Annotated in this window: 27 protein-coding genes; 4 read left to right on the top strand and 23 right to left on the bottom strand. The window is 40.7% G+C overall.

Going from position 1 to position 26,554, the window contains the following annotated elements; all coding sequences use genetic code 11:
• Positions 1-10 precede the first annotated feature (10 nt).
• A complete protein-coding gene (locus RGB74_RS15150; protein WP_310760135.1) occupies positions 11-910 on the bottom strand; it encodes a manganese catalase family protein in 900 nt (299 codons plus the stop codon).
• Between the two features lie 140 nt (positions 911-1,050).
• On the opposite strand from RGB74_RS15150, the gene RGB74_RS15155 reads away from it, so the two are divergent.
• Complete coding sequence (locus tag RGB74_RS15155; RefSeq protein WP_310760136.1) at positions 1,051-1,518, top strand: NUDIX hydrolase; 468 nt, start codon at positions 1,051-1,053, stop codon at positions 1,516-1,518.
• Positions 1,519-1,548: 30 nt separating this feature from the next.
• A complete protein-coding gene (locus tag RGB74_RS15160; RefSeq protein WP_310760137.1) occupies positions 1,549-2,337 on the top strand; it encodes a class I SAM-dependent methyltransferase in 789 nt (262 codons plus the stop codon).
• A 93-nt stretch (positions 2,338-2,430) separates the two neighbouring features.
• Here the strand turns inward: RGB74_RS15160 and RGB74_RS15165 are convergent, their stop codons facing one another.
• The 11 genes from RGB74_RS15165 to RGB74_RS15215 form a co-directional block, all read right to left on the bottom strand.
• The gene (locus tag RGB74_RS15165) at positions 2,431-2,616 is read right to left on the bottom strand and encodes a 4-oxalocrotonate tautomerase (RefSeq protein WP_310760138.1); all 186 of its coding nucleotides are present in this window, start codon (positions 2,614-2,616) and stop codon (positions 2,431-2,433) included.
• An 11-nt stretch (positions 2,617-2,627) separates the two neighbouring features.
• Positions 2,628-3,428, bottom strand: coding sequence for a 2-keto-4-pentenoate hydratase (locus RGB74_RS15170; RefSeq protein WP_310760139.1), 801 nt, complete (start codon positions 3,426-3,428; stop codon positions 2,628-2,630).
• A gap of 3 nt (positions 3,429-3,431) precedes the next feature.
• On the bottom strand, positions 3,432-4,460 hold the full coding sequence (gene dmpG / locus RGB74_RS15175; protein WP_310760140.1) for a 4-hydroxy-2-oxovalerate aldolase: 1,029 nt from the start codon (positions 4,458-4,460) through the stop codon (positions 3,432-3,434).
• Entirely contained in the window at positions 4,447-5,358 is a 912-nt protein-coding gene (locus RGB74_RS15180) for an acetaldehyde dehydrogenase (acetylating) (RefSeq protein WP_310760141.1), read from the bottom strand. The genes dmpG and RGB74_RS15180 overlap by 14 nt, the downstream gene beginning before the upstream one ends.
• A gap of 27 nt (positions 5,359-5,385) precedes the next feature.
• Positions 5,386-6,168: a 2-keto-4-pentenoate hydratase gene (locus RGB74_RS15185; RefSeq protein ID WP_310760142.1), complete on the bottom strand. Its 783-nt coding sequence runs from the start codon at positions 6,166-6,168 to the stop codon at positions 5,386-5,388.
• A 72-nt stretch (positions 6,169-6,240) separates the two neighbouring features.
• The gene (locus tag RGB74_RS15190; RefSeq protein ID WP_310760143.1) at positions 6,241-7,710 is read right to left on the bottom strand and encodes an aldehyde dehydrogenase; all 1,470 of its coding nucleotides are present in this window, start codon (positions 7,708-7,710) and stop codon (positions 6,241-6,243) included.
• Positions 7,711-7,715: 5 nt separating this feature from the next.
• Positions 7,716-8,186: a RidA family protein gene (locus RGB74_RS15195; protein ID WP_310760144.1), complete on the bottom strand. Its 471-nt coding sequence runs from the start codon at positions 8,184-8,186 to the stop codon at positions 7,716-7,718.
• On the bottom strand, positions 8,158-9,204 hold the full coding sequence (locus tag RGB74_RS15200) for an amidohydrolase family protein (protein ID WP_310760145.1): 1,047 nt from the start codon (positions 9,202-9,204) through the stop codon (positions 8,158-8,160). The genes RGB74_RS15195 and RGB74_RS15200 overlap by 29 nt, the downstream gene beginning before the upstream one ends.
• Positions 9,192-9,737, bottom strand: a complete 546-nt coding sequence (locus RGB74_RS15205; RefSeq protein WP_310760146.1) for a 3-hydroxyanthranilate 3,4-dioxygenase — start codon at positions 9,735-9,737, stop codon at positions 9,192-9,194. The genes RGB74_RS15200 and RGB74_RS15205 overlap by 13 nt, the downstream gene beginning before the upstream one ends.
• A gap of 15 nt (positions 9,738-9,752) precedes the next feature.
• The gene (locus RGB74_RS15210) at positions 9,753-11,240 is read right to left on the bottom strand and encodes a 4-hydroxyphenylacetate 3-hydroxylase family protein (RefSeq protein WP_310760147.1); all 1,488 of its coding nucleotides are present in this window, start codon (positions 11,238-11,240) and stop codon (positions 9,753-9,755) included.
• Between the two features lie 207 nt (positions 11,241-11,447).
• Positions 11,448-12,197: an IclR family transcriptional regulator gene (locus RGB74_RS15215; RefSeq protein WP_310760148.1), complete on the bottom strand. Its 750-nt coding sequence runs from the start codon at positions 12,195-12,197 to the stop codon at positions 11,448-11,450.
• A 404-nt stretch (positions 12,198-12,601) separates the two neighbouring features.
• Here RGB74_RS15215 and RGB74_RS15220 point away from each other — a divergent pair, with 404 nt between their 5' ends.
• Positions 12,602-13,732 (top strand): histidine kinase N-terminal domain-containing protein, encoded by a 1,131-nt coding sequence (locus RGB74_RS15220; RefSeq protein WP_310760149.1) that lies wholly within the window; start codon positions 12,602-12,604, stop codon positions 13,730-13,732.
• A 142-nt stretch (positions 13,733-13,874) separates the two neighbouring features.
• Here the strand turns inward: RGB74_RS15220 and RGB74_RS15225 are convergent, their stop codons facing one another.
• A complete protein-coding gene (locus RGB74_RS15225) occupies positions 13,875-14,741 on the bottom strand; it encodes a dimethylarginine dimethylaminohydrolase family protein (RefSeq protein ID WP_310760150.1) in 867 nt (288 codons plus the stop codon).
• A gap of 674 nt (positions 14,742-15,415) precedes the next feature.
• Between RGB74_RS15225 and RGB74_RS15230 the strand changes: the two genes are divergently transcribed.
• The gene (locus RGB74_RS15230; protein ID WP_310760151.1) at positions 15,416-15,646 is read left to right on the top strand and encodes a hypothetical protein; all 231 of its coding nucleotides are present in this window, start codon (positions 15,416-15,418) and stop codon (positions 15,644-15,646) included.
• A 259-nt stretch (positions 15,647-15,905) separates the two neighbouring features.
• Here the strand turns inward: RGB74_RS15230 and RGB74_RS15235 are convergent, their stop codons facing one another.
• The 10 genes from RGB74_RS15235 to RGB74_RS15280 form a co-directional block, all read right to left on the bottom strand.
• Complete coding sequence (locus RGB74_RS15235) at positions 15,906-16,592, bottom strand: YqcI/YcgG family protein (RefSeq protein ID WP_310762897.1); 687 nt, start codon at positions 16,590-16,592, stop codon at positions 15,906-15,908.
• A 400-nt stretch (positions 16,593-16,992) separates the two neighbouring features.
• Positions 16,993-17,298, bottom strand: a complete 306-nt coding sequence (locus RGB74_RS15240; protein ID WP_310760152.1) for a DUF2087 domain-containing protein — start codon at positions 17,296-17,298, stop codon at positions 16,993-16,995.
• Positions 17,299-17,319: 21 nt separating this feature from the next.
• On the bottom strand, positions 17,320-17,694 hold the full coding sequence (locus RGB74_RS15245; RefSeq protein ID WP_310760153.1) for a DUF2500 domain-containing protein: 375 nt from the start codon (positions 17,692-17,694) through the stop codon (positions 17,320-17,322).
• Positions 17,695-17,729: 35 nt separating this feature from the next.
• Positions 17,730-18,110: a DUF2500 domain-containing protein gene (locus RGB74_RS15250; protein WP_310760154.1), complete on the bottom strand. Its 381-nt coding sequence runs from the start codon at positions 18,108-18,110 to the stop codon at positions 17,730-17,732.
• Between the two features lie 312 nt (positions 18,111-18,422).
• A complete protein-coding gene (locus RGB74_RS15255) occupies positions 18,423-20,213 on the bottom strand; it encodes an IucA/IucC family protein (RefSeq protein ID WP_310760155.1) in 1,791 nt (596 codons plus the stop codon).
• Entirely contained in the window at positions 20,197-21,402 is a 1,206-nt protein-coding gene (locus RGB74_RS15260; RefSeq protein ID WP_310760156.1) for an MFS transporter, read from the bottom strand. Before RGB74_RS15260 ends, RGB74_RS15255 begins: the two co-directional genes overlap by 17 nt.
• Positions 21,378-22,727, bottom strand: a complete 1,350-nt coding sequence (locus RGB74_RS15265) for a lysine N(6)-hydroxylase/L-ornithine N(5)-oxygenase family protein (protein WP_310760157.1) — start codon at positions 22,725-22,727, stop codon at positions 21,378-21,380. The genes RGB74_RS15260 and RGB74_RS15265 overlap by 25 nt, the downstream gene beginning before the upstream one ends.
• On the bottom strand, positions 22,702-23,286 hold the full coding sequence (locus RGB74_RS15270; protein WP_396135979.1) for a GNAT family N-acetyltransferase: 585 nt from the start codon (positions 23,284-23,286) through the stop codon (positions 22,702-22,704). Before RGB74_RS15270 ends, RGB74_RS15265 begins: the two co-directional genes overlap by 26 nt.
• Positions 23,270-25,057, bottom strand: coding sequence for an IucA/IucC family protein (locus RGB74_RS15275; RefSeq protein WP_310760158.1), 1,788 nt, complete (start codon positions 25,055-25,057; stop codon positions 23,270-23,272). The genes RGB74_RS15270 and RGB74_RS15275 overlap by 17 nt, the downstream gene beginning before the upstream one ends.
• Positions 25,054-26,547, bottom strand: coding sequence for a pyridoxal phosphate-dependent decarboxylase family protein (locus RGB74_RS15280; RefSeq protein WP_310760159.1), 1,494 nt, complete (start codon positions 26,545-26,547; stop codon positions 25,054-25,056). Before RGB74_RS15280 ends, RGB74_RS15275 begins: the two co-directional genes overlap by 4 nt.
• Positions 26,548-26,554: the final 7 nt, after the last annotated feature.

A 26,554-nucleotide genomic window follows, 5' to 3' on the forward strand; every position in this document is an offset into this window, starting at 1 on the left:
ACACCGGTTTTTAAATCATCCCTGCATTCTTCTGGAGTCTTTTAGCAATTTCCATAAAATCTTCCTGTGAGATTCCCGGTGCAAATTCTTCTGGAATAGATCGTAATTCTGGCATTGGACCACCCTCGGGTGCGCCAATCACGACTTCCAGAGGTCCTCCGTCTGTTGGATGCTGACCTGCCCATATCCATGCGATATCGCGGTAATCCGTATCACTAAACGTATACAGCTTACGGTTGATCCCTTCTGCTTCAAACTTTCTGGTTGTTTCAAACGCTGAGTTATCCAAATTCGGAATAGGGATCATTTTCTTCATATCCACACCTGTTACCATCTCAATTGCTTTCGCATAAGCCAAAACGTGAACACCTCCGCGAACAAGAAGATAGCCTATCATCTCACGTGCAACAGGATTCGATGTCATCTCGTAAACTCTCATTTTATGTGTTCTTGCTCCACACTCTAAGAAAAAGTTATGAAGGAGATCGAGAAGTAAATTTCCGCTGCAGAAAACATTATCACCACTCCAAGATTTCCCCATCGAATCGAATGGAAACGCAGTTTGGGCAGTAGAAATAAAATGATACGTGTTCCGTTTGTCCGTTGCTGCTGCCATCGGTGTGTCGTTTACATCACCTGGTTGAGTGGTACCGTAAATCATCAAGTTAATCGTATTTGCTACAAGTTCCACATGCCCAAACTCTTCTGCAGTAATACTGGACACTAAATCAAAAAACGGCTTTAGCTTTCCTTTTTTTCGAAAGTTAAAAGACTGATACATATAGTTATTAAGCGTCGACATCTCTCCAAAGCGTCCGCCCAACAATTCCTGAACTGCAGCTGCGGCGTTGGCATCAGGGTTAGTCGGCATTGGCAAAGCGATCGCCAGCCTGTTGAACCTCTTTATCATCAAGCTCCCTCCTCAAAGTCACTAACGTTAACTTCTATGTCAAAATGAGGTTGTATTATTCACATTTCTTGTAAATAAAGGAAGGAAGGTTGTCTAATTAAAGCGAATTAAGTCTGATAAAAACTTAAAGGGAGAAAAGTATGGATTACATAAAACACTTACGATCTTTGGTTGGTAAGGAAAAAGTGATTATGGTTGTTGCGGGGGCTCTTGTATTTGATCAACAAAACCGCATACTTTTACAAAAGAGGTCAGATAACGGTCATTGGGGTTTGCCAGGTGGTTTTATGGATTTTAATGAAACCGTACAAGATACTGCCAGACGAGAAGTGTATGAAGAAACAGGATTAGTGTTAAAAAAGCTTGAACTTTTCGGCATTTATTCTGGTTCAGATTATGAAAAAACATTTGAAAATGGCGATCAAGTGGCAATGGTACATATCGTTTTTACTTGCCGCGATTATGAAGGAACATTAGTGCAACAAAACGAAGAATCTCTTGAAAATGAATTTTTCCCATTAGATCATTTACCAAACGATTTATTTCTGGACCATAAAATATTTTTGGAAGATCTGCTTTCCACAAAAGAAAGACCAATAATAAACTAGATTTCGTTTTAATAGGAGGCTCATCATTTCATGGAAAACGTCATCAAACAATATAAAAATGCTTCTAATTTAGATATTCGCATTCGGATTCATGAACAATACAGCACGAACAAAACAGATTGGCATGAGTGGCTGTTTGATCAATATAAAATCCAGCCCAACAGCAAAATATTAGAATTAGGCTGCGGCAGCGGTGCTTTTTGGGTAAAAAATAAAGCACGTATTCCCGCTGACTGGAACATTACCCTTTCCGACTTCTCTCCAGGTATGCTGCAAGATGCTCAAAACAATTTAGAAGACGTGCCAAATATGAGCTTTCAGCAAATCAATGTGCAAGAGATTTCTTTTGAAGCCGATAGCTTCGACATTATCATTGCGAATCACATGCTTTATCATGTACCTGATCGCACTCAAGCTTTATCAGAGATTAAAAGAGTTCTAAAGCCAGGGGGCTTGTTTTATTCATCTACAATCGGACAAGATCATTTGAAAGAGTTCGGTGAGATACTAGCAAATTTTGATTCGAATTTAGACTATTCTTCCGCCTATTCACATGCACAAGCATTTGGAATGGAAAATGGCGGACAACAATTAAAGAGTGAGTTTTCTTTTGTGAAATTAATTCCATTTCCAGGTGATCTTCAAATTACGGAAACAGAAGCCATTATTGAGTATCTTCACTCAACAGATACGGAAGTAAACGAGGTATTATCTGGTGATAAACTAGAAAGTTTCAAACAGTACCTGGAAGATCTAAAAGAAAAAAAAGGCGGCTATATTCCAATTACAAAAGCAACAGGGTTGTTTGTATCTAAGTAGGTTTGTAGGTTCATTTCAACCGAAGTAGAAACTCGTAAATTATTGTAAAATCAACCGAGATTTTTTCCATTATACAAAAAAGAGCTGATCAACTCAGCTCTTTTCTTTTGGCTTCCCGCCAACTCCCCAATGCTTATTCGGAACTTCTTGAATCAGCACCCGGACTTGTTCTTTTTTCACATCCAAACTTTCTGCAGCCGCCGCAGAGAGGCTTTCCATTAAGGCACTCAGCTGTTCGTCTGTTCTTCCTTCAATCACATGCACATGTATAATCGGCATCTATCGTTCTCCTATTTCACATATCTCGAAGACAGGGTTACAGAACCTAAACCATCAAACTGAGCAACGATTGTGTCGTCCATATCGAATGCGATTGCTTCTGAGAGCGCTCCGCTTAGGACAACATCTCCTTTTTTCAGTCCTTCATTACGCATTGCCAGCTTTTGCACTGCCCATGCAACAGCTTCAGCGGGGTGTCCTAAAACAGCGGACCCCGCACCTGTTGTCACGATCTCGCCATTTTTACTCATAACCATCCCGATCTCTGCCAAATCCAGCTCTTCTGGTTTAACCATCTTGCTCCCTAAGATTAGTTTGGCAGAAGAACAGTTATCGGCTACAACATCAGCTAATGTAAAACGAAAATCTTTGTAACGGCTGTCGATTACCTCGATCGCAGCAACGACATATTTGGCTGCTTTCATCACATCATCAGCCGTTACGTGTTCGCCCTCTAAATCTTCACCCATAATAAAAGCAATCTCTGGTTCTGCTTTAGGATGAATAAGTCTGTGCTGCTGCAATGGTTCCCACTCATACGCCAGCATATCACTAAGCAAATAACCGTAAATGGCTTCGTGTACACCCATCATTTGCTGCTTCGCTTTACTCGTCAACCCGAGTTTAATGCCAAGTCGTTTTGAACCGGTTTTCTCCATACGTTTTTCGATGAGCTTTTTCTGAATCGAATAAGCTTCATCAATCGTTAATTCAGGATACTGATCCGTAATTTTCACCACTTCTTTTACTTCATGTTCTGCTCGAAGCAGATAGTCAACATATTCGATATCTGACCGGTTTGTAACTGTCATCTTTTATACCTCCAATTTTGACTGTTTTGCCAGTTCTGCCGCTACTTCTATAATAAGGTCTTCCTGCCCGCCGACCGCTTTTCTTCGACCTAGTTCCATCAATATATCCCGCGGATCCAATCCAAACCTTTTACCCGCTCGTTCAGCATGCAAAAGAAAGCTAGAGTATACGCCTGCATATCCCATCGCCAGACTTCCTTTTTTGATTTCCTGTGAACTTGGCAGCATTGGTCCGATGATGTCTTCTGCGAGATCCATCATTTTATAAAGGTCAATTCCTGTGTCTATACCCATTCGATCTAATACGGCAAGGAGTACTTCTGTTTGTGTGTTCCCGGCACCTGCACCTAAACAGCGGACACTGCCGTCAATACGTGTCGCTCCTTCTTCAATGGCAACAAGTGTATTTGCCACTGCTACAGAAAGGTTATTATGCGCATGGAAGCCAACTTCGATATCGAGTGAATTCCTCAAGGCGGAAATTCTCTCTTTCACTTCATGAGGCAATAACGCACCTGCTGAATCTGTTACATACACACCTTGTGCCCCGTATGATTCCATTAATTTAGCTTGTTCAACGAGTTTCTCGACTGGTGCTGAGTGAGCCATCATAAGAAAACCCATTACTTCCATGCCAAGTTCACGCGCCATGTAAATATGCTGCTGTGATACATCCGCTTCCGTTACATGTGTCGCGACCCGCACCAGGCTTGCACCTAATTCACGGGCTTGCTTCAACTCGTGTACCGTTCCAATCCCTGGTATGAGAAGCACAGCAATTTTTGCATGTTTGCATGCTGCAGCTGCGGTTTCAATCAGTTTCATCTCATCAACAAGTGATCTCCCGTACTGTATGGTTGAACCCCCTAAGCCATCCCCATGACTGACCTCAATATAATGCATACCCGCTTGATCAAGAGCTTTGGCTGCATCATATACTTGCTTTTTTGTGAATTGATGAGCCATCACATGACTGCCATCGCGCAAACAAACTTCTGTAAACTGCAAAGGTAAAGTGCTATTTCGTTTCAAGAGAGACCACCGCCTTTTTAACTTGTTGATCCTGTCCTAAAAGATGTTTAGCGATCATTTCTCCTGCTTGCTTTGCAGCTGCAGTCATGATGTCCAAGTTCCCGGCATACTCAGGAAAATAATCTCCTGCTCCTTCTACCTCAACAAATACCGTGATTCGGTTTCCATCAAACAGCGGTTCTTGCTTTAACCGATAACCCGGAACATAATGCTGGACTCTTTGTTGCATCTCCGTGATAGACTCCCTGATTAAAACTTCATTTGGCATTTTCACTTCGCAATAAATGACAGCTCTCATCAAGATCGGCGGGTCTGCTGGATTTAAAATAATAATCGCTTTGCCAAGATCTGCCCCTCCAACTTCCTCAATGCCGCGGCGCGTTGTAATCGTAAATTCATCAATATTTGCACGGGTTCCCGGACCTGCACTCTTTGATGAAATCGTGGCCACAATCTCTCCATATGTAACATCAGCCACTTTGTTTATGGCATTAACGATCGGAATGGTTGCCTGTCCCCCGCAAGTAATCATATTGATGTTTGCTGAATCCAAGTGTTTACCTAAATTAACAGGCGGACATACGAAGGGACCAATCCCCGCTGGTGTTAAATCAATTACCATTTTCCCCATATCTTTTAAAATGGCAGCATGTCTTTTATGCGCTTTTGCAGAAGTGGCATCAAATACAATATCGGCAAGCTCCGGACGTTCAACTAAATCATCGATTCCATTTGTAAACACACGATATCCGGATGCATTAGCCCGTCTCAGTCCATCCGAATCTGTGTCAATTCCGATCATCGCTGTCAGTTCAAGGCATTCACTCTTTTGAAGCTTGTACATTAGATCTGTTCCAATATTCCCAGAACCGATAATGGCAGCTTTTATCTTTTTCACGTTGATAGGTCCTTTCTTTACAGAAGTTTAATCACAAAACGAGATGGAAACTGAACCTAATTTACCGAAAGACGCTGTTACTTCATCACCAGCATCTACGTCAATGGCGGCTGATAGAGCTCCAGGCAAAATAAGCTCTCCTGCTTTCAAAGACAAGTTGTAGTCTGCTAGTTTGTTAGCTAGCCATGCAATGGCATGAGCTGGATGTCCTAGTGCCGCTGCACCCGCACCCGTTGAGGACAGTTCCTGATTTTTCATTAATGCCATACTTAACGTACGCAAATCTATTTTCTCTAGATCATAAAAAGGTTCACCCACTACCGCACGTGCCGAAGAACCATTGTCTGCCACTGTATCCACAAGACGAATCTTCCAATCTTCTATTCTGCTGTCGATGACTTCAAGTGCCGGAACAACCGCTTCAGTAGCCATGAGAACATCAACAAATGTTACATTTGGACCTCTCAGATCTTCTTTTAAAATAAATCCAATTTCCGCTTCTACTTTTGGTTTGATAAAATCTTTTCTCGACAACACCGCTCCAGAAGACAACTTCATGTAATCAAGAAGATGCCCGTAATCCGGTTCATTTACGCCTAGCATATCCTGCATCGCTTTACTCGTAAGACCAACCTTTTTTCCAATTACAACTCGTCCTTCTTCAAGCTTTCTATCAACCCATTCCAGCTGAATGCGGTACGAATCTTTTACAGACAACTCAGGATATCGTGTTGTTAATGGTGCGATGGGAGCCACGTTTTGTTCAGCTTCCAAAAGCTCCGCTGTTAACTTTGAAACCAATTGCAGCATAAATAAATCCTCCCGTCTCTCTTCAACGTACAAAACGCGACTGGATACCAATCACGTTTTACCTATTTCTATTTATAACTTCATCGTTATTGTTTTCGCTTCTGAATAGAATTCAAAGCTATGCCTTCCGCCTTCTCTGCCGATTCCGCTTGCTTTTGAACCGCCAAACGGTGTGCGCAAATCACGAATATACCAGCAGTTAATCCATAATAATCCGGAATCTACTGCTGCCGAAACACGCTGAGCTCTCCTGATATCGTTCGTCCAAACGACTCCGGCTAAACCATACTGTGAATCGTTCGCTATCTGAATCGCTTCTTCTTCTGTTTTAAAAGGAATCACGACGAGCACCGGTCCAAAGATTTCTTCCTGTGCGACACGCCACTTATTGTTCACATCATACAAAACAGTAGGTTCATAGAAGTTTCCTTTTTCAAGACCTGCCACACGTTTACCGCCGCAAGCAAGTTTGGCTCCTTCTTTCAAACCAATCTCAACATACGATTCTACTGTTTCAAGATGACTCTTCGAAACGAGGGCACCCATATCGGTATCTTTTAATGTTGGATCGCCGACTTTAATCTTTTTCACTGCAGCTGTAAACTTCTCTAAAAACTGATCATAGATGCTTTCTTGTAAAAGTAATCGTGAACCTGCTAAACAGATTTCCCCTTGGTTGCGGTAGATCGCATCGATCGAGCCCTTTACCGCTTCATCTAGATCAGCATCTTCAAACACAATGTTGGCTGATTTGCCGCCTAACTCAAGAGACACGGGAATGAGGTTCTCGGCAGCGTTCTTCATGATTGTTTTCCCTGTTGCCGATTCACCGACAAAAGAAATACGGCGAACATTAGGATCGGTCGTCATCGCAGCACCCATTGAATTCCCTGGCCCGGTTATGATGTTTAACACCCCAGGCGGAAGTCCTGCTTGATTTGCGATTTCTCCAAACATAACTGCAGAAAGAGGCGTATAGGAAGCTGGTTTTACAACAACCGTATTCCCAGCTGCGAGTGCCGCTGAGGCTTTCCATGTCATCTGCATGAACGGAAGATTCCATGGGATGATCAAGCTCGTTACGCCTGCGGGACTGTATTTTGCATAAGACATAATGTTGTGCTTATCGTAATGCTCACTCACCATGTACTTGGACATCTCTGCAAAGAATCGAAAATTTGATGCTGCTCTGGGGATATCGAATCCCCGGCTCTCTTTAATGGGTTTTCCGACATCAAGTGTTTCAACCATTGCGAGTTCATCCACGTTTTCCATAATAAGATCAGCCATTCGGCATAAAATGTCTGAGCGTTCTTCTATAGGCATCCTGCTCCAGACACCGCTGTCAAATGCTTTTTTAGCAGATTGTATCGCTCTTTTTGCATCGGCTTCACTTCCATTTGCGACGAACGCCAATCTCTCATTTGTAGCAGGATTAATCGATTCAAACGTATCCCCTGATAGTGCGTCCGTATATTCACCATCTATAAATAATTTTGTGTTTTTCACTTTAACTAATTGTGTCACGGTTTCGGAGTTCACTTGTGCTAGTCCTCCTTCTCTTCGTCAATCTCCACGATCATTTCGATCTCGATCGCTGTGCCTCCTGGAAGCTGAGCCATGCCAACAGCGGAACGGGCATGCTTTCCTTTTTCACCAAAAATCTCAACGAGCAGATCTGAAGCTCCATTGATGACTTTCGGCTGATCAATAAAATCTTCTGTACAGTTTACAAAACCTAGCAATTTTACAATTCGTTTCACTTTGTTTAAACTGCCGAGTTCGTGCTGAACAACAGCAAGGAGATTCAGCATCGATTGTTTCGATGCTGCGTATCCATCTTCTAGCGACAGATCAACCCCTACTTTTCCGTGATACTGATCTACACCTTGTCCTGCTGTAAAAAGCAGATTGCCGACTCGAACACAGCTGACATAGTTGCCGACAGAAGGGCGCACTTCAGGTAAAACAAGACCTAAACTGTGCAGCTTAGACTCCGGTGTTTGAATGACTTGCAACTGCCGCACCCCTCTTTCTTTTTTCTAGATTTAAAAATTCTGCAGCATTACCGCCAAGCATTGCTTTTCGCTGTTGCTCCGTTAGTTCGAGCGTTTCATCGATTACTTTTCCAGGGTTGATTTCACGCAATAAAAACGGATAATCCGAGCCCATAAAGATCCTGTCTGCACCAAAACGCTCCATCATATAGCGGATGTTTACCGGATCATAGTTCAGCGAATCAAAATAAAATTGTTTTACATAATGACTCGGCGGATGTGTCGTCAGCCTTAGATGCGGCCAAACATGCCAACCCTGATCCAAACGAGGAATCAAATACGGAAAAGAACCACCGCCATGCGCAAAACAAATCTTCAGCTTCGGAAACTTTTCCATCATCCCGCTCCATATTAAAGAAGCGGCAGCAAGAGCCGTTTCACTTGGCATTCCGATTGTGTACATGAAATTATGGTTTGCCATACGGTCACGTCCAAGCGTTTCCCAAGGATGGATAAACAGAGGCACTTCCCATTTTTCCGCCATCTCAAAAAACTCGATAAAATCAGGATGATCAAGATTTTGCCCGTTCACATTTGTCCCGATCTCAATTCCATGTAGACCAAGTTCATTCATACACCGATCCATCTCCCGGATTGCGGTCTTTGCATCCTGCATTGGCACCGTTCCTAGTCCAGCAAATCGCTTGGGATACTCACTTACTGTTTTTGCGATAAAATCGTTCTGAACCTTTGCCATCATTTCTGCCTGTTCTGGCGGAGCCCAATAAGAGAACGTTACAGGAATCGGGGATAGAACTTGAATGTCTACCACTTCTCTGTCCATATCAAGAATTCGTTTTTTCGGATCCCATACTTGATCTGTTACATCTCTAAAGTTTTTCCCGGCAACCATAATGGATGCTCCACACGTACAAGTACGATTTAAAACGGGCCAACGCTCACCACCATACTTTTCAGCAAAGTCAGGGAATGACTCTGGAATGATATGCGTGTGAAAGTCGATTCTTAGCACTTCCATTCCTCCACATTTTCAGGCATCTGATAGCCACAGTCCTTGCAGAGTCGAACACGTTCATTGGAGTTGAAGCTATGGATCGCTTCTTTCACTTGCTTTTCGATATCGTTCAGTTGAACGGTTACTCTGTGCATTTCAGAATCACAGCGGTCACAGAACCAAACGAAGTCTTCAAGCTCACCTTGGGCACGTTTACGTTCAATAACAAGGCCATACGAATCCGCAACGCGATGTGGAGAATGTGGAACCATTGCAGGCAACATGAACACATCACCTTCTTTTACTTCCACAACTTCACGCTTCTCTTGATTGTTAATAATTTCTACATAACAGCTGCCTTTAATCTGATAAAAAAACTCATCTGATGGATCAACGTGAAAGTCACGTCTTTTATTCGGTCCGCTGATGATCATGGCGATAAACTCTGAATCCTGCCAAATGACTTTGTTATTTACCGGGGGCTTGAGCAAATCTTTGTTTTCTTCAATAAATTTTAATAGGTTAAAAGATTTTAAAGTTGCTGTACTTGAACTCATTTTAATTACCTCCCTTTATTTAACCAGCTTAGGCTGGGTTTCAACGATATTTTCGGTTACAGACAGTGCCTCATCTACCATGGAGAAACTTGCTTTTCTTTTATGGCCATTGTAAAAAATCGCTCTTTTGCGAATTGGATCTCCTGTATAGTACCGTTCGTATTGAAGAAGCCGCTGTCCAAAAGCTTCACCGCAAAGATCCCAAGCGAGCTTAAACAGTTTCACCCGCTCCAGCGAGTCAACACCTTCACGTCCGAGGTAGTATTTATCAATATCATCCCTGATTTCAGGCGCGTTAAAGTCATAACCTGTTGGAGACATGAGCAGGCCGCCTGCTCCGATAACCTGGATCACTTCGATTGCCCTCGGATACATTTTAGGAAGCATGCCCCGAATAGTTTCCAGCGCCGCTCCATTCGGCATCACTTCACCTGATGCTGTTGTTTCATGCTCATACTCAGCAACACGTAATAAAGAACGGATCACCTCTACATTTTGTACAAGCTCCCCGAGATCATGCTGAACATTTAAATATACATCTACGCCTATGGAGTCGGCTAATTTGCAAGCGACTTCTGTTGCAAACGCCAGTTTTACATACCCTCTCACGCCTGACTGATGTGCGGGCTGCTGAGCGATCCCCGTTTTCGGATAAAGGAAGTTAGCTGCTTCAACATTGTTATAAAGAAACACTCGATCCCACGGGACAAGTACATCGTTGAACACGAGAAGAGCATCCATTTCTTCAAACCTTGATGCTAATGGATGGTCAAACAAAGAACGTTTCCCGTCCTGCATCGGCTCACGGCAAAGAAGCTTAAGTCCGGGAGTATCAATCGGGATCGCAAACGCTAACGCATATCGCTCATCTCCCGGAGCAAACCCTGGGAACGAATAAATAATGACTTCATCCGTAATCGGTGCAAGCGTCGCCAGCATTTTAGCTCCCCGAACAATCAACCCATCAGGGGTTTCTTCTACTGCTCCAAGGTGTGTAAATGTATCTTTCTGACCATGAGAGTTCTTACTGCGGTCATTTTGCGGATTTATGATCGCATGTGTTAAAAACAAGTCGTTGTCTCTAATATAATTGTAGTAATTTTTAATATTGACCGACCAATCCGGGTTGTATTGATCAAGGAACCACCCGTTGTGAGCCATACCTGTAACTACGACGTTTAAAAAGTCCGGCGTTCGCCCCATGAGCCCAAAAGTAGCTTTAGCATAAACTTCAAAAAGCTTGCTCCGTGCCATCATTTCTTCAAAGCTTTTTGGATGCAAAAACGAGTTGTTCACGCGCTCACCTGTTTCAGCGCAAATGTGTGTAATATCATTCTGATATTGCGGATCGTGCTGCATGTCATACAATCTGGCAATTTCTTGGATCGGCTGTTTGAAAACAGGCTCATTTACAACATCTGTAACCCTTCTGCCTTCCATCCAAATCTCCGGTGTCCGTGATTTTAACCCTTCCATGTATTGCGCACCCGTTCTAATTCCCACTCACCTTACCTCCTTAAATGTTTCATAAAAAAGCTCTGTTAATTGATCGTGATGACAATCCCTGGAAGTCAAAAAACCACTCCCCCATGCCTCCTCGTATTGCATCCTGCGGGGTCTCGGCAGCCCGTTTTTCTAGCCTGAGTGTGGCAGATTTTCATTGCCTTTTCGACAACGATGTTTAACAGAGTAAATATAAAGAAAGCGCTTTCAATAAACGCTGATAAAACCTAGTTCTTTTGAAATAGACTCTGCAGTTTTGACCACATGATGAATCATACTTTGTGTATTTTGCCCCATCATATATGCTACAGGACCTACCATATTTAAGGCAGCAATCGTCTGTCCAGTATAGGACTTAATTGGTGCTGCAATTCCATACAGCCCCATCTCGTTTTCATTATTACTTATGGCATAACCATTAGACTTAATCGTTTTCATTTCTTCTTTCAGTTTTTCGACACATGTAATGGTATTGTCTGCACGCTGCAGAAGTCCCTTTGCGATCGTCGGCTTAATAAGTGAGGGATTAAAAGCCAGTAAAACTTTTCCAGTACTCGAACAATAAGCAGGCAGTGTATCACCAATATATGTAGGGACTGGCACTGAATCTTTAGATGCGACTCGCAAGACGAATCGTACTTCCCCGCTATCAAACATTCCGATATGTACGGTTGCATTAAATCTTCTGACCAAACCTTCGCATAAAGGAAGTGCATCAGTATTGATGTCCTGCTGGTACATTACATGGTTGCTCCATTCGAGGAGCTTCCATCCTAATCTATATTTTTTTTGACTGTCTTGAATTAATATACCTTCTTGGCAAAGGGTCCTCACGATATGATGAACAGTACTTGGGTTCATTTGAAGTTTTTCTGCAATTTGCAAGTTTCCTAGAGCTGGTTCATTCTTGGTGAAACAGTTTAATATCCTTGTCATTTTTTGAACAGATGATATCAACAATTCTCCCCCTCAAGCGGATATGCAATTTGAGAAAGTCATCTAAAAAAAATCACTCCTTTTTAGTATGCGTTTATCATATTGAAAAAAAATGATTGGAACAATCTCGAAATTTCATATTATGAAATTACAAAATATTTTTTGAATAGTTAGAAAATTTAACGGACTATTGAAGGATAGCAAGAAATGATAACGAAGAATTTATGGGTAATGAAGTTCAATAATACTTTTCGGTACTGCCCTTCGATTTACCTACCTTAAATTTGCACTTTTTTAAGAAAAAATTGTAAACTGTATATAGCATTTCAATTAGCAATCAATTACTATATGTAGTAGGAACGATTTTTACATAACAATATTTGTTCTATCTTTCTATGATTTTATTGTTGGAAGAGGTGCTAGTTGTGGACATTACAGAAAGTCTAATTGCTTATATGGATAAAAATCTGCCTACTTATTTACATGACTGGTATGATAAAGTCATCATTTCCACCAATGATATACATAAAGATAAAGTGATTGAAAATGCCGTACATATTTTTGAATTAGTTAAACGTTCTCTGCAAGGTCACTTATCGCATGAGAAAGTCATACAGCTTGCACACGATGTGGCAACCCAAAGGCTTGAAGCAGATATTAATATTGGCGAATTCGTTTATAACGTAAATATAGGCCGCAGTGAAATTATCCGTTTCGTTACTGGGTCGCGTATATCCATTGAACATCTACAGCCTGTACTCGAAAACATTAACTCGCTTTTTGATGAATTTTTGTATCATGCTGTGAAAAAATATACACAGCTGAAAGATGCTGAAATCCAAGAAAAAACAATGTTTATTAATCAAAGCCATAAAGAACGCCTTACGATTCTTGGTCAAATGTCATCCAGCTTCGTTCATGAATTCCGTAATCCGCTCACAGCTGTTATGGGCTTCGTGAAACTGATGCAGCAGGAGAATCCGAACCTGAAATATATCGATATTATTAGCCATGAACTGACTCAGCTTAACTTTCGCATCTCTCAATTTTTGCATGCCTCACGAAAAGGAGTGCAAGAAAGAGAAGCCGAAGAATTCCCTCTTGAAGATTTATTTTCAGACATACTGGACTTCATGTACCCAAGTCTTGTAGATGCTGACGTAAACGTAGTTCCGCGGATTGATCCAACAACCATTCTGCGCGCACATAAGGATGAACTGAAACAAGTCTTGATTAACTTAATCATGAATTCAATAGATGCGTTAAGGCAAAAAAAGCAAAACCGGCGAATCATGATCTATAGCAAGCTGGATCAAAGCGCATCTCATGTTCAAATTAACATCTCAAATAACGGACCTGCCATTCCTCCTGAGACGATGAAAACTATCTTTGAGCCTTTTTTCACAACAAAGGAGCTTGGAACAGGTATAGGACTTTTTGTATGTAAAAAAATCATTGAAAAACATAAAGGTACAATCAGCTGCACATCCGATGAAATTATGACAACTTTTTCAATCGTTCTGCCATTACATGTATCTGCTGAAGTGAAGATTTAAAGAAAACTTGACTGATTCCAAGAGTTTTCCGTCAATGTTTGTTGCACTTATACTTTCAACCTAAACTTATCACTACGTCTTGATTCTTTATATAGTAAAAAAAGGTGCTTCTGCCTATTACGGCAGAGACACCTTTTGTTATTTAATGAACCGTTTCCCGATATAAAGGCATAGAGCAACACCTGAATGATCCGCCCGATTTAATGATTTCTGATATATCTACTTCAATCACTTGGTATCCTCGTTCACGCAGTGCAGCATTCACACTTTTATTACATGGTAAGCTTATGATTTTTTTGTTTCCAATCGATAGCACGTTCGTACCCATCGTAAATTGTTCTTTTTTGTTTACTTCAATTAAATGAAAGTGTGAAGCAAGAAGTTTCAGCGTCTCCTCTTCAAACGCATCCGCGTAAACAAGGGCTTCTGTTTCAGATAAAATGTTGAATACACAATCAAGGTGCAAAAAGATCGGATTGAATGGAACTGGGATCACATCCATGTTAGGGATTTGGTTTTGCAGTTCCTTTATCGTCGCTTCTGTTGTTCGGCCGCTTACCCCTATATACACTCTCCTGCCGTGAATGATCACATCTCCGCCTTCAATGCGGTCTCCTTCAATGAGCGAAAGATTGATTTGATGTTCAAGCAGCCAGCTGCGAAGAACTTTTTCTTCCCCGTCGCGTATGGTACTGCCCATCCTTGAAACAAATACTGTATCCCCTATCGTAAACCCGATATCTCTTGTAAACACTTGTTCAGGAAACTTTTCTCTTGGAGGCAGTTTATAAACATCTATACCGTTATCTTTGAGTGTTTGTACAAACTGTTGATGCTGTTCCATTGCACGTTCCATATTAATATTATCTTTCGCAAAATGCCTTTGCGTTTCATTAATTACTTCATCAATTTTCATAAATCTTGGTTCACAGACGATTACTTTCTTTAATTGTCCGTATTCACTGTCACAGTTCATGAGATTAAATTCTCCTTTAATTACGGTAGCCATCTTTAACCTCCATTTGGTTTGGTTCCTAATGTGCTTTTCCCTTAAATCGCTATACCGTAAACGTCCCTCAATTAGTTTATTTTCATTTTTTCCAAAAATGGCTAAAAACTTTCTAACAACCTTTGTTGATTTCCCTAAAACAAGTAGAAGTAAGATGAAACCACACTCGTTCTCAAACGATAGACAGGTTTTTTCGCAGTGTTTTAAAAAAATCAACTAAATCTTCATTCGGGACCGAAATGTGATAATAAATTTGAAGCGAATTTTCTGGATTAAGCCTGTTTTGGGAGGAATTAAGTTTAAATGGTAAGGAATTAAGTCTTTCTAAATTTCGACACCGAAGCTGCAAAATAAAAACCACCCGGGAAGACGAATCCACCCGAATGGCTACTATCTATTTTGTATAAAATTACCATTAAATATACTTCTTGTTATTCTTTAATTTGCTGCGGTCTTACAAATAGAAATTTTTCTTTGCCGCATATGTATTAAGTAACGAAATTGCTTTTAACAAACACGGACAAACCATGTTTAATCCATGGCAGGCAATTCGTATTAAAAAGCTTATGAATGCTTGGAGAGACTATGAATATAGGATTTATAGAAAACAATAAAAAGGAATTTGTATAGTACTGAAGAATAAGTTCATTAGTAAAAAATTAGGAGGTTTGGTTTTGGTTCCTAAAAAGACTTTGTATCAATATATAATGCTCATGATCGTAATGGTTTTCGTCATTATGGCAACTAAACTTTGTTATCATGTTTGGGTCAATAAGAGCTCAATCGACAGTTTTAACTTTAACAAGGCTTATTTTACTGCAACAGTTATTAGTATTGTGATATTTATCGGTAACATCCGCCAATATAAAGATCCAAACAACATCCCAACTAGTAAAAACGTTTAAAAATGAGGATAAATAGCGATTTCAAAGCTATTTATCCATTTAATTTGGCAGTAAAAAGTTTTATCCACAAAAAGCAGTAAGAATACCAAAAAAATCATTGATAATCTCATGAATTTTCGTATGAATGCCACACTTTTTATACAGATACGCACGAACCGACTCTTTTTGACAATGCTCGCTACTTCTCTCCCAACAACCCTTCTAATTCTTCAAAAAAAAGTGCACACATACAGTGATGTGTACTCTTTACTCAACTGTTTTATTTATGATGAAACGGACATTTCCCTTGAATCGGTTCAACATCATCTCCAATGAAGTATTGCTTCCATTCTCGATGCTCCGGATCGCCATAATGGCTGATGTTCGGATGCTTCGGCAGATTATCCCACTTCTCTACGCGTTCACGAACTTTTTCACGTGACATGCTTCCGCCTGGGGATGTTCCTTCCAATCCCTCAAAAATCCGGCGTGGCTGGAAACCAAGTACTAAGCTGTTCCCTAGATCACGTGTTTTCCGCTGCTTGTATGCTGGGGCATTCCCGAATACAAAATAGGGTTCATTATCAAATGAAAAGGCAAACAAGTGATGATCTGGATCTTTCGGAATTTGTTCAGGCCAAGGCTGATCATCTTCTTGGTGAAGGTATTGGAGGATATCCCAGAAATATTGACGATAATGAGGGATGTCTTTCTCTTCTTTTTCAGGTTCTACAAATACAAACAAGCCATGGCGAATGAGCTTTGGTGCATCAAAGAGCTTGTTGAATTCCTTAATAGCTTCTGGCAAGTTGGACCAGTCATCATGCGTCATATAAGCATACCGAAGTTCACCTTTTTTCTCTGCAGACATACCAAAATAGCAAGGAAACGTTTTGTCAGTAACTGTTTCATGAAAGGTCTTGTATTCTTCAATGACCCATGCTGGAACTCGATCCGGATTTGTCATATCTTCTTTAGTCAGCAAGCATAATTGTTTCGTCTCCACTTCACCACTCCTCTTTTTCTTCTAATGAGGATGTTCCCTTACAGAGATTTGTTAAAACGTAAATTATGCAGCTACATTTTTCCAAGGAGGATTGAATCCATCCTAACAATGTTTTGGGCTAACCAGATCATTTCTTTTGCAAACCTTTTCGCCGGTTCACCCACATGGTTCATTTTAGGGATGATCCACCATGTACTTTCCAAGTACCATACAAACTTCAATGACCTGCATACCTGTTCAATTGATAATTCATTAGTATTACAATAGCCTTTAATAAATGCATGTACCGCTTCTACTAAAACGTTCATGACTATATTGTTTAAGCAGCAATGTTCTGCGGGCTCACTACTTTCTTAAATTACTACTTCAACTCTTGCCACTTCACCCACATATCCTCTGGTCTTTTCATGTAAGATCCCGATTCACGTTCCATGAACCCATTGATGATAAATTCTCTTCGAATCGTACAAAAATCTTCGTGATATCTTTTAATAAATTGATTAAGTTCAGGTTCACTTATCTTCTCATTATCATCAAGTTGTCTGATAATGTGCTCCAATACAACAAGCTTTTTCTTTTTTTGTGACGGTATATTCTTCAGCTTTCCTTCTTTATCAAAAAAAGCTCTAATAACACTTGCTTGATAGTTTTCAAGTTCTGTTTGCATGTTGAAACAACTCCTTTTTCTCTATAGCTTACTTCTATCTTTTTTCAGTGCAAATCCAACATATCTGGTACCTTGATATTCCAATGTCCCTTTATCTTCTTCAACTAAGACTCCGAACTCTTCAGGCTTTACTTTGAATTCCTTACGATCACCGTTTTTCAGTTCAAACGTTATAAAATAATCAGTGCGTGTTGTATCATTTGAACCGCCATCTATGCGTGTACGTTTCGCTTTTACAATCGCACTCACGGACCCAAGCGGTTCATTATTATTGAAGTTCCACTGTCTGAAACGTTCCATTAGCTTGAACAAAAAAGCCGCCATTACTATCGTAAAAACTATAACGCCAATAAGCATATTGATCTCATGGTAACTCATCGTTTCAAACTCGTTCATCTGTTAACCTCCCAGGGTTATTTATGAACAGCCTATTAGATGGATTCCGTTTTTTTGTTTCGAATAAATCCTAAAAATCGTGTTCCTTGAAAAGATAAAGTTCCTCTGTCTCCTTCAACCAACTGTCCGTAATCTTGTGATTTCACATGATATTCCATACGATCTCCACTTTCTACTTCAAAAGTAACATAATAACTGGTGCTTGCAGAAGTATCATTTGCCCCCCCGCTTACCTTGGTCCGTTTCGTTACTACTTCAGCGGCAACAGACAATTGAGGCTGTTTGTTATTGTAATTCCATTGGCTGATTCCTTTAAAAATGGCGAAAATAATCGCTCCAATTACAATAAGAAAGATGACACCAATAATAATAGGTACTAACTCAAACATCATGTCCCCTGAACCAAATTCGTTCATCTATGTATCCCCCCTTAAAAACACTTCTTTTACATATTATTACATACAAAAATAAAAAGACAGAAGTTTCAATTTTTAACCCAAAACCCTTTATCTGCCAAAACAAAAAAGCCGCAGAAGCGACTTTCTCCATTTCTTTTCCTTTATTCTCATTGTTGATGTTTAAGAAGCGAGAAGGTTGAGGAAGTGAAGTTCTGGGGATCAGAGTGACAAGCAAAGCTTGCATGGACTACGAGTTCCGACGAGTAATCGCAGGAGCATAGTTACTCATGAGCACCGGAAGAACAAAATGACGAAGAGATTCGATGCTTATCAAACATCAATGCGAAGCTCGTGCAAAGCATTCCTAACCTTCCCAAACTCTGAAGCATGCGGGCGATCATCTCCATCACCATAGCCGTAGTCCACCATACGGTTTCGGTTTAGACACAATTTTGTCAGCTCTGGTTTAAAGAAATCAAACAGCTTAAACCGTTCTTCTAAATGAGAGAAACGCTTCTGATACGCTTCAATGCTTTTTGCCAAGTGTGTCCAGAACGCCAACTCTTCCATAAGTTCGTTCCTTACCAGCACATTAGACATGTAGCGAAGATGACAAATAAAGAGTCCTGTAAAGATAAACTGAGTTAATCCTTCAGGCGGTTCACTGCGTAATACTGTACGCAACTCTTCACTTACACCCTCTAACTCCGGGAAAGGCTGATCTGAAATATTTACGTCATCCACATAATCTTTTACTGCTAATCTTTCAGGCTTGTAATCTTTTAAGATCAAAATCGTATTCTGGCCATGCGGTGAAAAAACTGTTCCATATTGATAAAGGAAATGCAGAAGAGGCGGCATCACAACTCCAAAGAATTGTTTCACCCATTCGTCTGCACTCAGTCCAGACTTTTCAATCAGACTTTGCACGTATGGCTTCCCGTTTCCATCGACATGATGAAGTGCTGCTAACGTAATCGGCTGTTCTCCTTCTTTTAAATACGTATAGATGCTTTCGCGCCAAATCGTTCCGAGCATTTCTAAATACTGATAAGGCGCCCCTTTTAACTTGCTATAATGCGGATGGTCGACATTTATGCTCGCTACTTCTCCTGGCAGTACGACTTCACATTCATCTTTTAAAAAACTGTCACGCTCATAGATTCCTTTAATATGCTCTGTAACCATCGGCGCAATCAAGGTACGTTCTGAAGGAAGTCCGCGATAAACGAGTGTATTTAAAATGCTCATTGGGAGCTTCACATGAGATTTTAGCTTATTCGTTGTGTTAACAAACGTCCTGATTGACTGCTGAGGCAAGTAATGATCGGTTCCCTCTTCTAAAGGGACAATCATACCATTTGCTAAATCTTCTGGAAAGTTTTGAATCAGGACATTTTTCCATTGCCATTCGTGAACCGGAATAAAATAGTAATCGATCGGCTGTTTCCCATTTTGCCGGAGAATTTCATTAAAATGCTGAAGAATAATATCGTCGAGTTCTTTAAGAATCAACTTTTCATAATGAAGCTCATTTACTGACTGAAACTGTGCGCGGTCGCGGTGAACAGCGATCCAAAACAGCTTCGTCTCCTGCTGGTTCTCAGGTGCATATTTTGCATAATCATCAAAGCCAAAACCGATTCGGCCCTTATTATATGTGATCCATGGATGACCGGACATCTCGCCTTCGAGTTCAGCATAATCTAGATCAACCAGTTCGTCCGAAGTTTTCGTATGATTGTTTAATAGAGTCGCATCAGCTATTAGCGTATGGTTCAACTCTTTTATTAAATGCCCCGCCGTTTCAGAAGACATTCCGATCATCGGCTGAATATCTGTCAAAAAACGAATCGCACTTACTGCCGGTTTCCATTCTTCATCCTCCAAAACTTCAATCGATCCTGGATTTACATCATAGCTGTCAAAGCAGCGTTTTTCAGCTTGAAAACGATATTTACGGTCTTCATCAACCGTAAAAACATAACCACCTTCTATTTCTTCAGGATGTATCATGTCTTCATACATATATTCCGCAAACATTTTTGCGAGTAAATTTTTGTTAACGGTTTCCCACGTATCTTTTTTTAGAATCGATTCTGTTTCATTTAGATAAAGCATGCTTTTCCTCCTTATGTATGTGAATTTCCTCATTGTCTCTTTGATCAGTGAACATGCTCCATAAAAACACAACAAAATGCAATACGACGAGCAGACTTGCGTAGATGAAGACTTGTGATAAAGATCGTACATTTACAATCGATGATGCTGCTACGGGTGCCAGGAGCAAGCCAACGTTTTGGATGGCCGCAGCCTTGCTATAATCACCGTGTGCGTTAACACTCGATTGAAAAATGAAAACATCCATGCGCGCCAAACACCAGGCTGCCCCTATTCCAAACAAACAGCGAAATAGGATCAGACCAGCGATTCCTGTTTCGATCCCTTGAAAAAACAATCCTGAAACCATCATCACCGTTGCCGCAACATAACCGTTCCAGCCCCATTTTCCGCTGTATTTCTGAATGAGCGGCAGAGCGATAATCGCCATTACACTAGGGATTAAAAACAGAATACTGCTTGTCATCGTATTCGTTTTATAAATCGTTTCCGTATATGTCGTGAAAAATGGACGAATCATATTCACAGCTAAATGCAGTGTTAAAACAACGATTCCGAACTTAATAAATTGCGGCAGCAGACGATTATTTGCCTTATTCACTCCTGCATCTTCTTGGTTCGGCTTGCTTATCGTTTTCTTAAGCATAAAATAACTGAAGAACCCAAGCATGCATTCCATCCCCCCGATAATCCAGAAGATCTGAAGAGGATTTCCCATCTGGATCACCCATCCAGAACATACTGTCGCCGTTGCAATAGCGCCTTGAAGAACTGCGTGATAACTTGCTGCAGCACCTGTTGTGCGATTCTTGTTCTGGTCCATCATGATTGTATAGAGCAAAAAGTAGCTGCTCTTAAAAATCAGCAATAAAATACTCGCTTCCATAAACATTTCAAACGTTTGTGATACCGCCATTAAAAAACAGGAGATCCCTGTTCCCCCTTGCCCAATGACAAGCAAGGCGGAACTGTTATTCTTTTTTTTCGCTATATAGCCCCATATCGGCGTAAAGACGACAACAACCAAGCGGCATGTCATAATATAAATTCCTGTTATCTCAGGGTCAGTTATCCCGTACACCTTTTTAAAAAACTGAGGGTAGAAAGGTGACAACAACACCTCCGTGTATACAAACAAAAAGACACAACTTAAAAGGAACGTGTTTAGCGAACGGGAATTTGTTTCCATGACGGTTCCGTTCCAAACGTCTGAAACACATTTTTCTGGCTAACCGGATAGATTTCTTCATCAAAGAGCTTATTTATAATTACTGCATTCCGATAGGCACCAAGACCAAGATCAGGAGCACCGACACCATGTGTATGCAGCTCTCCATTCTGAATGAAGATGTGATTGTTATCGCTCCCTTTTGTTTGTAAGCGGTAATCGTGTGAAATCTGGTATCTGTTTTTCTTATCCCACTCGATTTTTTCCTGCATGTTCATAAGAAAATGAGGAAATGAGGGGGCATATCCTGTTCCTAAAATCACGACATCTGATTTCAATTCAAAGACATCACCTGTGACGGTTTGTCTCATAGATAAGAGGTTTGTATCTTCCTCTTTTTCTAAGTGAACAAGCTCAGTCATCGCCTGCAAAAAGATTTCCGGTTTTTCCTGACCTACTGATTTTTCGTATAGTAGATTATAAATATCCGCGATCGTATCCATACTGATCCCTTTATATAAAAGGTCTTGCTTTTGCAATAGCTCGTCCTTTTTGGGTGATGGTAATTGATAAAAGAAGTTCGTATAATCCGGCGAAAAATACTCTAAACCAAGCTTCGAATATTCCATCGGGAAAAAACCCTGTGACCTTGTAAACCAGTTCAGCGAATACGAATCGTTATCCTGATTTTGCGCGAGATCGTAGAAAACCTCTGCAGCGCTCTGTCCTGACCCGATCACCGTGATGGATTTTACATCCAGCAATTCCTCTTTTCGCTCCATGTATTGCGACGAATGTATAACTTTTGTACCTAGTTTCTTTTCAAGATGAGCTGGAACAGAAGGGCTCGTACCAATACCTACAGCAAGATGTTTTGTGTAATAGGTTTTTGTTTCAATTGAATCTTCGTGTTTTACAATGACTTCATACAATTGACCATAGGCACTTTCCACCGGCAAAATCTGCTCCACTGCCATACCAAAACGGCAAGACTCAAGCTGGCTCACAGCCCACCGGCAATAGTGATTATATTCTGTACGCGGAATATGAAAGTTCTCCAGAAAATAAAAATGGTACAGTCTGTTATGTTCCTGTAAATAGTTCAGAAACGTATACTTGCTTTTCACGTTTGCCATACTCACTAAATCTGCAAAAAATGGGACCTGTAATGTCGTTCCTTCGATCAGCATCCCTTTATGCCAGTTGAACTCCGTTTTTTTCTCAAAAAAGAGGGCTTCTTTTCCCTCTGTTTCATCCAGCATCGCCGCTAGTCCAAGATTGAATGGGCCAATGCCAACTCCGATAATATCAAACACTTTTTCAGGTTGTGGCTTCTGTAAAGACATCGTTCCATCTCCTCTCAAACGTCTCTCTGTGGCAGTACATGAGCATACCTGTCTTATCCGGCAGCTCGATTGGTTTCACTTTTTCAAAACCGCATTTTTCAAAAACATGTATCATTTTGTGGTTTCGAATATCTGGTTCAGCGATTACTTTTTTTGTTTCCTTTGATAAAAACTGAAAATGAACCATCGCACGCAAAAGCGGCAAAGCATACCCTTTACCAAGATAAGCATCCGCTCCAACCAAAAGATGGATTCCTTGATCATATGTTTCAGGACCATAGCATTTTTCAACTACATCGCCTATTACCCAATACGATTCCCAATAGCTCATCGGAACACCATTGATCAAGCCCAGATACAAAGTCTGATGCTTGTCCTCCAAAAAGTTCTCCAGATGTTTTTTATATGATGCAAACGGAATATCAAGTTTCCAATACGGAATCACATAAGGCTGCTGCTGCCACTTATGAAGCATTGCTGCATCCCTCTCTAAATCTACTTTTACAAAGGATATGGTCTTTTCGATCGACGAATCATAATAACTAGCTTCTGACTGCATCTGTCGTCAACACCTTTTGTAACGGATTTGGAATGTTTGTATAAACCGATTGGCTTTCGAGTGAACCGACAAGCTCGTCCATATCATGAAAACGAGTAAGCAGATTCGCTTTACAAGGAAGTTCTTTCGAATCCAGCAAACTTCTTAACAGTTCAGACTTGCCGCCAGTTAATGTGTCATGATGAACAAGACGGTTTCTTACTATTTTCATAAGCTTTGATTCTTCTATGAGTCCTGCAGATCCGAAACTGTTGATTAATCCAAATAAATGATTCATGAAAAAGTAATAACGGAATCGTTCAACTGCCACTTCATCACTGCAAATCGTGACGCTTTTTCTGTTGAGGCCTGGCAGCTGTTTCACTAATAGATCTGCTTTCGATTCGCTGTAATAATAGCCTTGATTATCTCGATAATAAAATTTACTAGGATACCCACCTTCCATCTGAACGATCGAGTTTTGCTGATGTGCTTCGAGTGCTATTCCATATGTTTCAAACAGCCAAAGCATCGGATCTAAACAAATTGACAAGTATTCTGAAAACCATTCCTGGCTTACTTCTTCAGTTGCTCTGTTTTCTTTTTCAGCAAGTCCGTGAATGATTGCAGCGATTCGAGAACGTCCTCCATAGCCATGATCCTGACAAAGTCCTGCTATCAAACTTGCATTTTGATCATTTTCATAAAATGGATTATCTCTGATCACCACTTCAAAACCAGATGTTTCTTTTTCAGTCTGAATGTTCAAGAAAGCCGGGTCTTGGATAATCTGAAATGCCGGGAAGAACTCATTTAGCTCTTGTCCGATTTCAGACTGCATGAGCCTTGTAACCTCTACTCCTCTATGAAGCTCTTTTTCTAAGTTGACGCGAAGCGAGTTTGTGATCTTAACCGGTACGGAGAATTTAAACATGTGTTTAAAATCACGGCTATAAACCGACCGCATCGATGAAGTCGCCGAGAACATTTCTCCATATGGTCCGATGTAGCTGAGCTTCCCTTCTGCTATGTTCTTTTGTACGTGGGCAGAGTTCAAAAGAACCGGAACTTGTAAGGGATGAACCGGAATGAAAACCGAATTTGCGTCCTGTTCGATATCCCTTACAAAGTTTGCATCTTTTTGCAGCAGCTGCAATGTAATCTCTTCAGCTAAATCACTGCCTGCTGAATCCTGATTGACGATCGAACGGTCCACATGAAAAAAGTGAAGCTGAAAAGAGCCTTTTAGTTCTGGAGAATAAAGGGCTTCCTGTTCGAATGTCATTCCTTGTTTACTTTTCGGTGTCGGATGAAGCAAATGCCCGAATAGAAGCGACTGCTCTGCTTCTATAAACGTGAAACAACTGTTTTGCAGATTTTCTCCATCACTCTCTCGCTCTTCTAAATACCTCTGAATGTTTTGTTTGCTTAGGATCGTGCGAAGCATCAGCTCATCTTCAGCATCTTCTCGGCTATGCTCCAGCAATAATTCTTTAGATAGGAGTGATACTAAAGTGATGTAATCGAGCGTCACAAATTTCGTTCCAGACTTTATTAAAAGTGGAAAATGGAATAAATGGCGTCCTGTTAAAGACCAATGCTTAATTGCTGCAAAAATTTCTGCATCTTGATTTTCAAGGGATATCTTTATCCATTTCGCTCGTTTTTCCCCGCTCCACTGTATATGTTCTGCTTCTTGATTCACTTCCTTATAATTTTGCGTTTCTCTCAAATAACAATTTATAAAACTTTGCATGCTTGCTTGTTCTGCTCGTAATTTATGCTTCGTCATTGGGCGATCCCCCTGTTTTCGTACTCTGCGGCAAATTGAGAAATACTATGAAGAATGTCTTCAATATCCACGATTGTCGTTCGTGGATTCAATAATGTGAATTTTAAATACACTTGATCGTTTACTTTCGTTTTTGCGACTAGTGCTGTACCAGTATGGATGAGCATCTTATATATAAACGTGTTCAATTCGTTTAATCTCTCTTCAGATGCATCTACATAACGGAAAACAACTGCGTTGATCTCTGGTTTTACATTGCAAACTTCGATCGAGCTCTTTTGTTTCATAACAGTAACGGTTTGCTGTGCTAAATGAATCGTGTAATCAATCATGTTAGCGAAATTCTTTTCTCCGACCATTCGAAGGGACATGTAAAGTTTTAACGCATCGAATCGTCTCGTTGTTTGCACTGATTTACTGACTAAATGAACAAGCCCGTCTTCTTCATCATTTTCTGGGTTCAAATAGTCCGCATGGTGAGCTAAGTAACGGAAGCTCGATTTGTCTTTTACAAAAAAAGCGCCGCAGCTGATCGGCTGATAAAACAGCTTGTGAAAATCGATTGTAATGGAATCTGCTTTTCCAATACCTGTCAGCTTTGTCTTGTGTCTTTCGCTTAACATTAATGCGCCGCCATAAGCTGCATCGACATGCAGCCAAAGTCCATTCTCATGCGCGATGACACCGATATCTGAAATCGGATCGATGCTGCCAAAATCAGTCGTTCCAGCTGTTGCAACAACACACATCGGATACAATCCCTCTGCTTTTAATTGGTCAATTTCTTTCCTTAAGATGGATGTGTTCATCTTTTTGTTCTCATCGGTTTGGATTGTCACAACCGCTTTTTCACCAAGTCCAAGTTGGAATGCTGATTTTTTCACAGTAAAATGAGCATCTTCTGAACAAAGTATACGCATCTTATGCGATTCTGGTGGAAGGCCATACACCTTCACATTCCAGTCCCATTTTTGATCACAAAATCGGTCACGTGCCAGCAGCAGTCCCATATAGTTGGATTGTGTGCCTCCGCTCGTAAATGTACCGTCCGCTCGTGTTGATAGATTGAGCTTATGGATCACCCATTGAATGAGCCTTTCTTCCAAATAAGTCGCTGCTGAACTTTGATCCCACGAATCCATTGACTGATTAAGCGCGGCAATGATCAGCTCGGCGGAAATCGCCGGCAGAAGTGGTGGACAATGTAAATGCCCGATGCTGGTTTGATGTGATACATGAATGCTGTTATTCACAACTGCTTTTTTTATATCATTGAGAACACTATAAGGATCGTCTCCATTTATTGAAGTAAGTGATAATTTATTTATTTCATCTTCAATGTCTTTTGGCTGCTTGCCGTTAAAAGCATTAGTGTTCTGGCTATAAAACTCATTCAAAAGGTGCTGTGTCTCAAACACCATGTGCTGAAAGTTTTGCAGACTTTCTTCACTATCATTTAGAAAAAAACGATCAAAGTAAGTTGTGTTCATGCTGCAC

The sequence above is a fragment of the Bacillus sp. NEB1478 genome (assembly GCF_031582965.1).
In the GTDB taxonomy this organism is placed as follows: domain Bacteria; phylum Bacillota; class Bacilli; order Bacillales; family Fictibacillaceae; genus Fictibacillus.

What these genes read in the sequence shown, in the direction of transcription:
- RGB74_RS15280 (WP_310760159.1), bottom strand. Translation starts at nt 26,547, where the DNA reads ATGAACACAACTTACTTTGATCGTTTTTTTCTAAATGATAGTGAAGAA.
- RGB74_RS15255 (WP_310760155.1), bottom strand. Translation starts at nt 20,213, where the DNA reads ATGCTTTATCTAAATGAAACAGAATCGATTCTAAAAAAAGATACGTGG.
- RGB74_RS15250 (WP_310760154.1), bottom strand. Translation starts at nt 18,110, where the DNA reads ATGAACGAATTTGGTTCAGGGGACATGATGTTTGAGTTAGTACCTATT.
- RGB74_RS15270 (WP_396135979.1), bottom strand. Translation starts at nt 23,286, where the DNA reads ATGCAGTCAGAAGCTAGTTATTATGATTCGTCGATCGAAAAGACCATA.
- RGB74_RS15240 (WP_310760152.1), bottom strand. Translation starts at nt 17,298, where the DNA reads ATGCAAACAGAACTTGAAAACTATCAAGCAAGTGTTATTAGAGCTTTT.
- RGB74_RS15165 (WP_310760138.1), bottom strand. Translation starts at nt 2,616, where the DNA reads ATGCCGATTATACATGTGCATGTGATTGAAGGAAGAACAGACGAACAG.
- RGB74_RS15225 (WP_310760150.1), bottom strand. Translation starts at nt 14,741, where the DNA reads ATGGCTACCGTAATTAAAGGAGAATTTAATCTCATGAACTGTGACAGT.
- RGB74_RS15150 (WP_310760135.1), bottom strand. Translation starts at nt 910, where the DNA reads ATGATAAAGAGGTTCAACAGGCTGGCGATCGCTTTGCCAATGCCGACT.
- RGB74_RS15260 (WP_310760156.1), bottom strand. Translation starts at nt 21,402, where the DNA reads ATGGAAACAAATTCCCGTTCGCTAAACACGTTCCTTTTAAGTTGTGTC.
- RGB74_RS15275 (WP_310760158.1), bottom strand. Translation starts at nt 25,057, where the DNA reads ATGACGAAGCATAAATTACGAGCAGAACAAGCAAGCATGCAAAGTTTT.
- RGB74_RS15185 (WP_310760142.1), bottom strand. Translation starts at nt 6,168, where the DNA reads ATGCTGCAATTGGTTTCAAAGTTAACAGCGGAGCTTTTGGAAGCTGAA.
- RGB74_RS15170 (WP_310760139.1), bottom strand. Translation starts at nt 3,428, where the DNA reads ATGACAGTTACAAACCGGTCAGATATCGAATATGTTGACTATCTGCTT.
- RGB74_RS15200 (WP_310760145.1), bottom strand. Translation starts at nt 9,204, where the DNA reads ATGGAAGTGCTAAGAATCGACTTTCACACGCATATCATTCCAGAGTCA.
- RGB74_RS15265 (WP_310760157.1), bottom strand. Translation starts at nt 22,727, where the DNA reads ATGTCTTTACAGAAGCCACAACCTGAAAAAGTGTTTGATATTATCGGA.
- RGB74_RS15160 (WP_310760137.1), top strand. Translation starts at nt 1,549, where the DNA reads ATGGAAAACGTCATCAAACAATATAAAAATGCTTCTAATTTAGATATT.
- RGB74_RS15235 (WP_310762897.1), bottom strand. Translation starts at nt 16,592, where the DNA reads ATGACAAATCCGGATCGAGTTCCAGCATGGGTCATTGAAGAATACAAG.
- RGB74_RS15205 (WP_310760146.1), bottom strand. Translation starts at nt 9,737, where the DNA reads ATGAGTTCAAGTACAGCAACTTTAAAATCTTTTAACCTATTAAAATTT.
- RGB74_RS15155 (WP_310760136.1), top strand. Translation starts at nt 1,051, where the DNA reads ATGGATTACATAAAACACTTACGATCTTTGGTTGGTAAGGAAAAAGTG.
- RGB74_RS15245 (WP_310760153.1), bottom strand. Translation starts at nt 17,694, where the DNA reads ATGAACGAGTTTGAAACGATGAGTTACCATGAGATCAATATGCTTATT.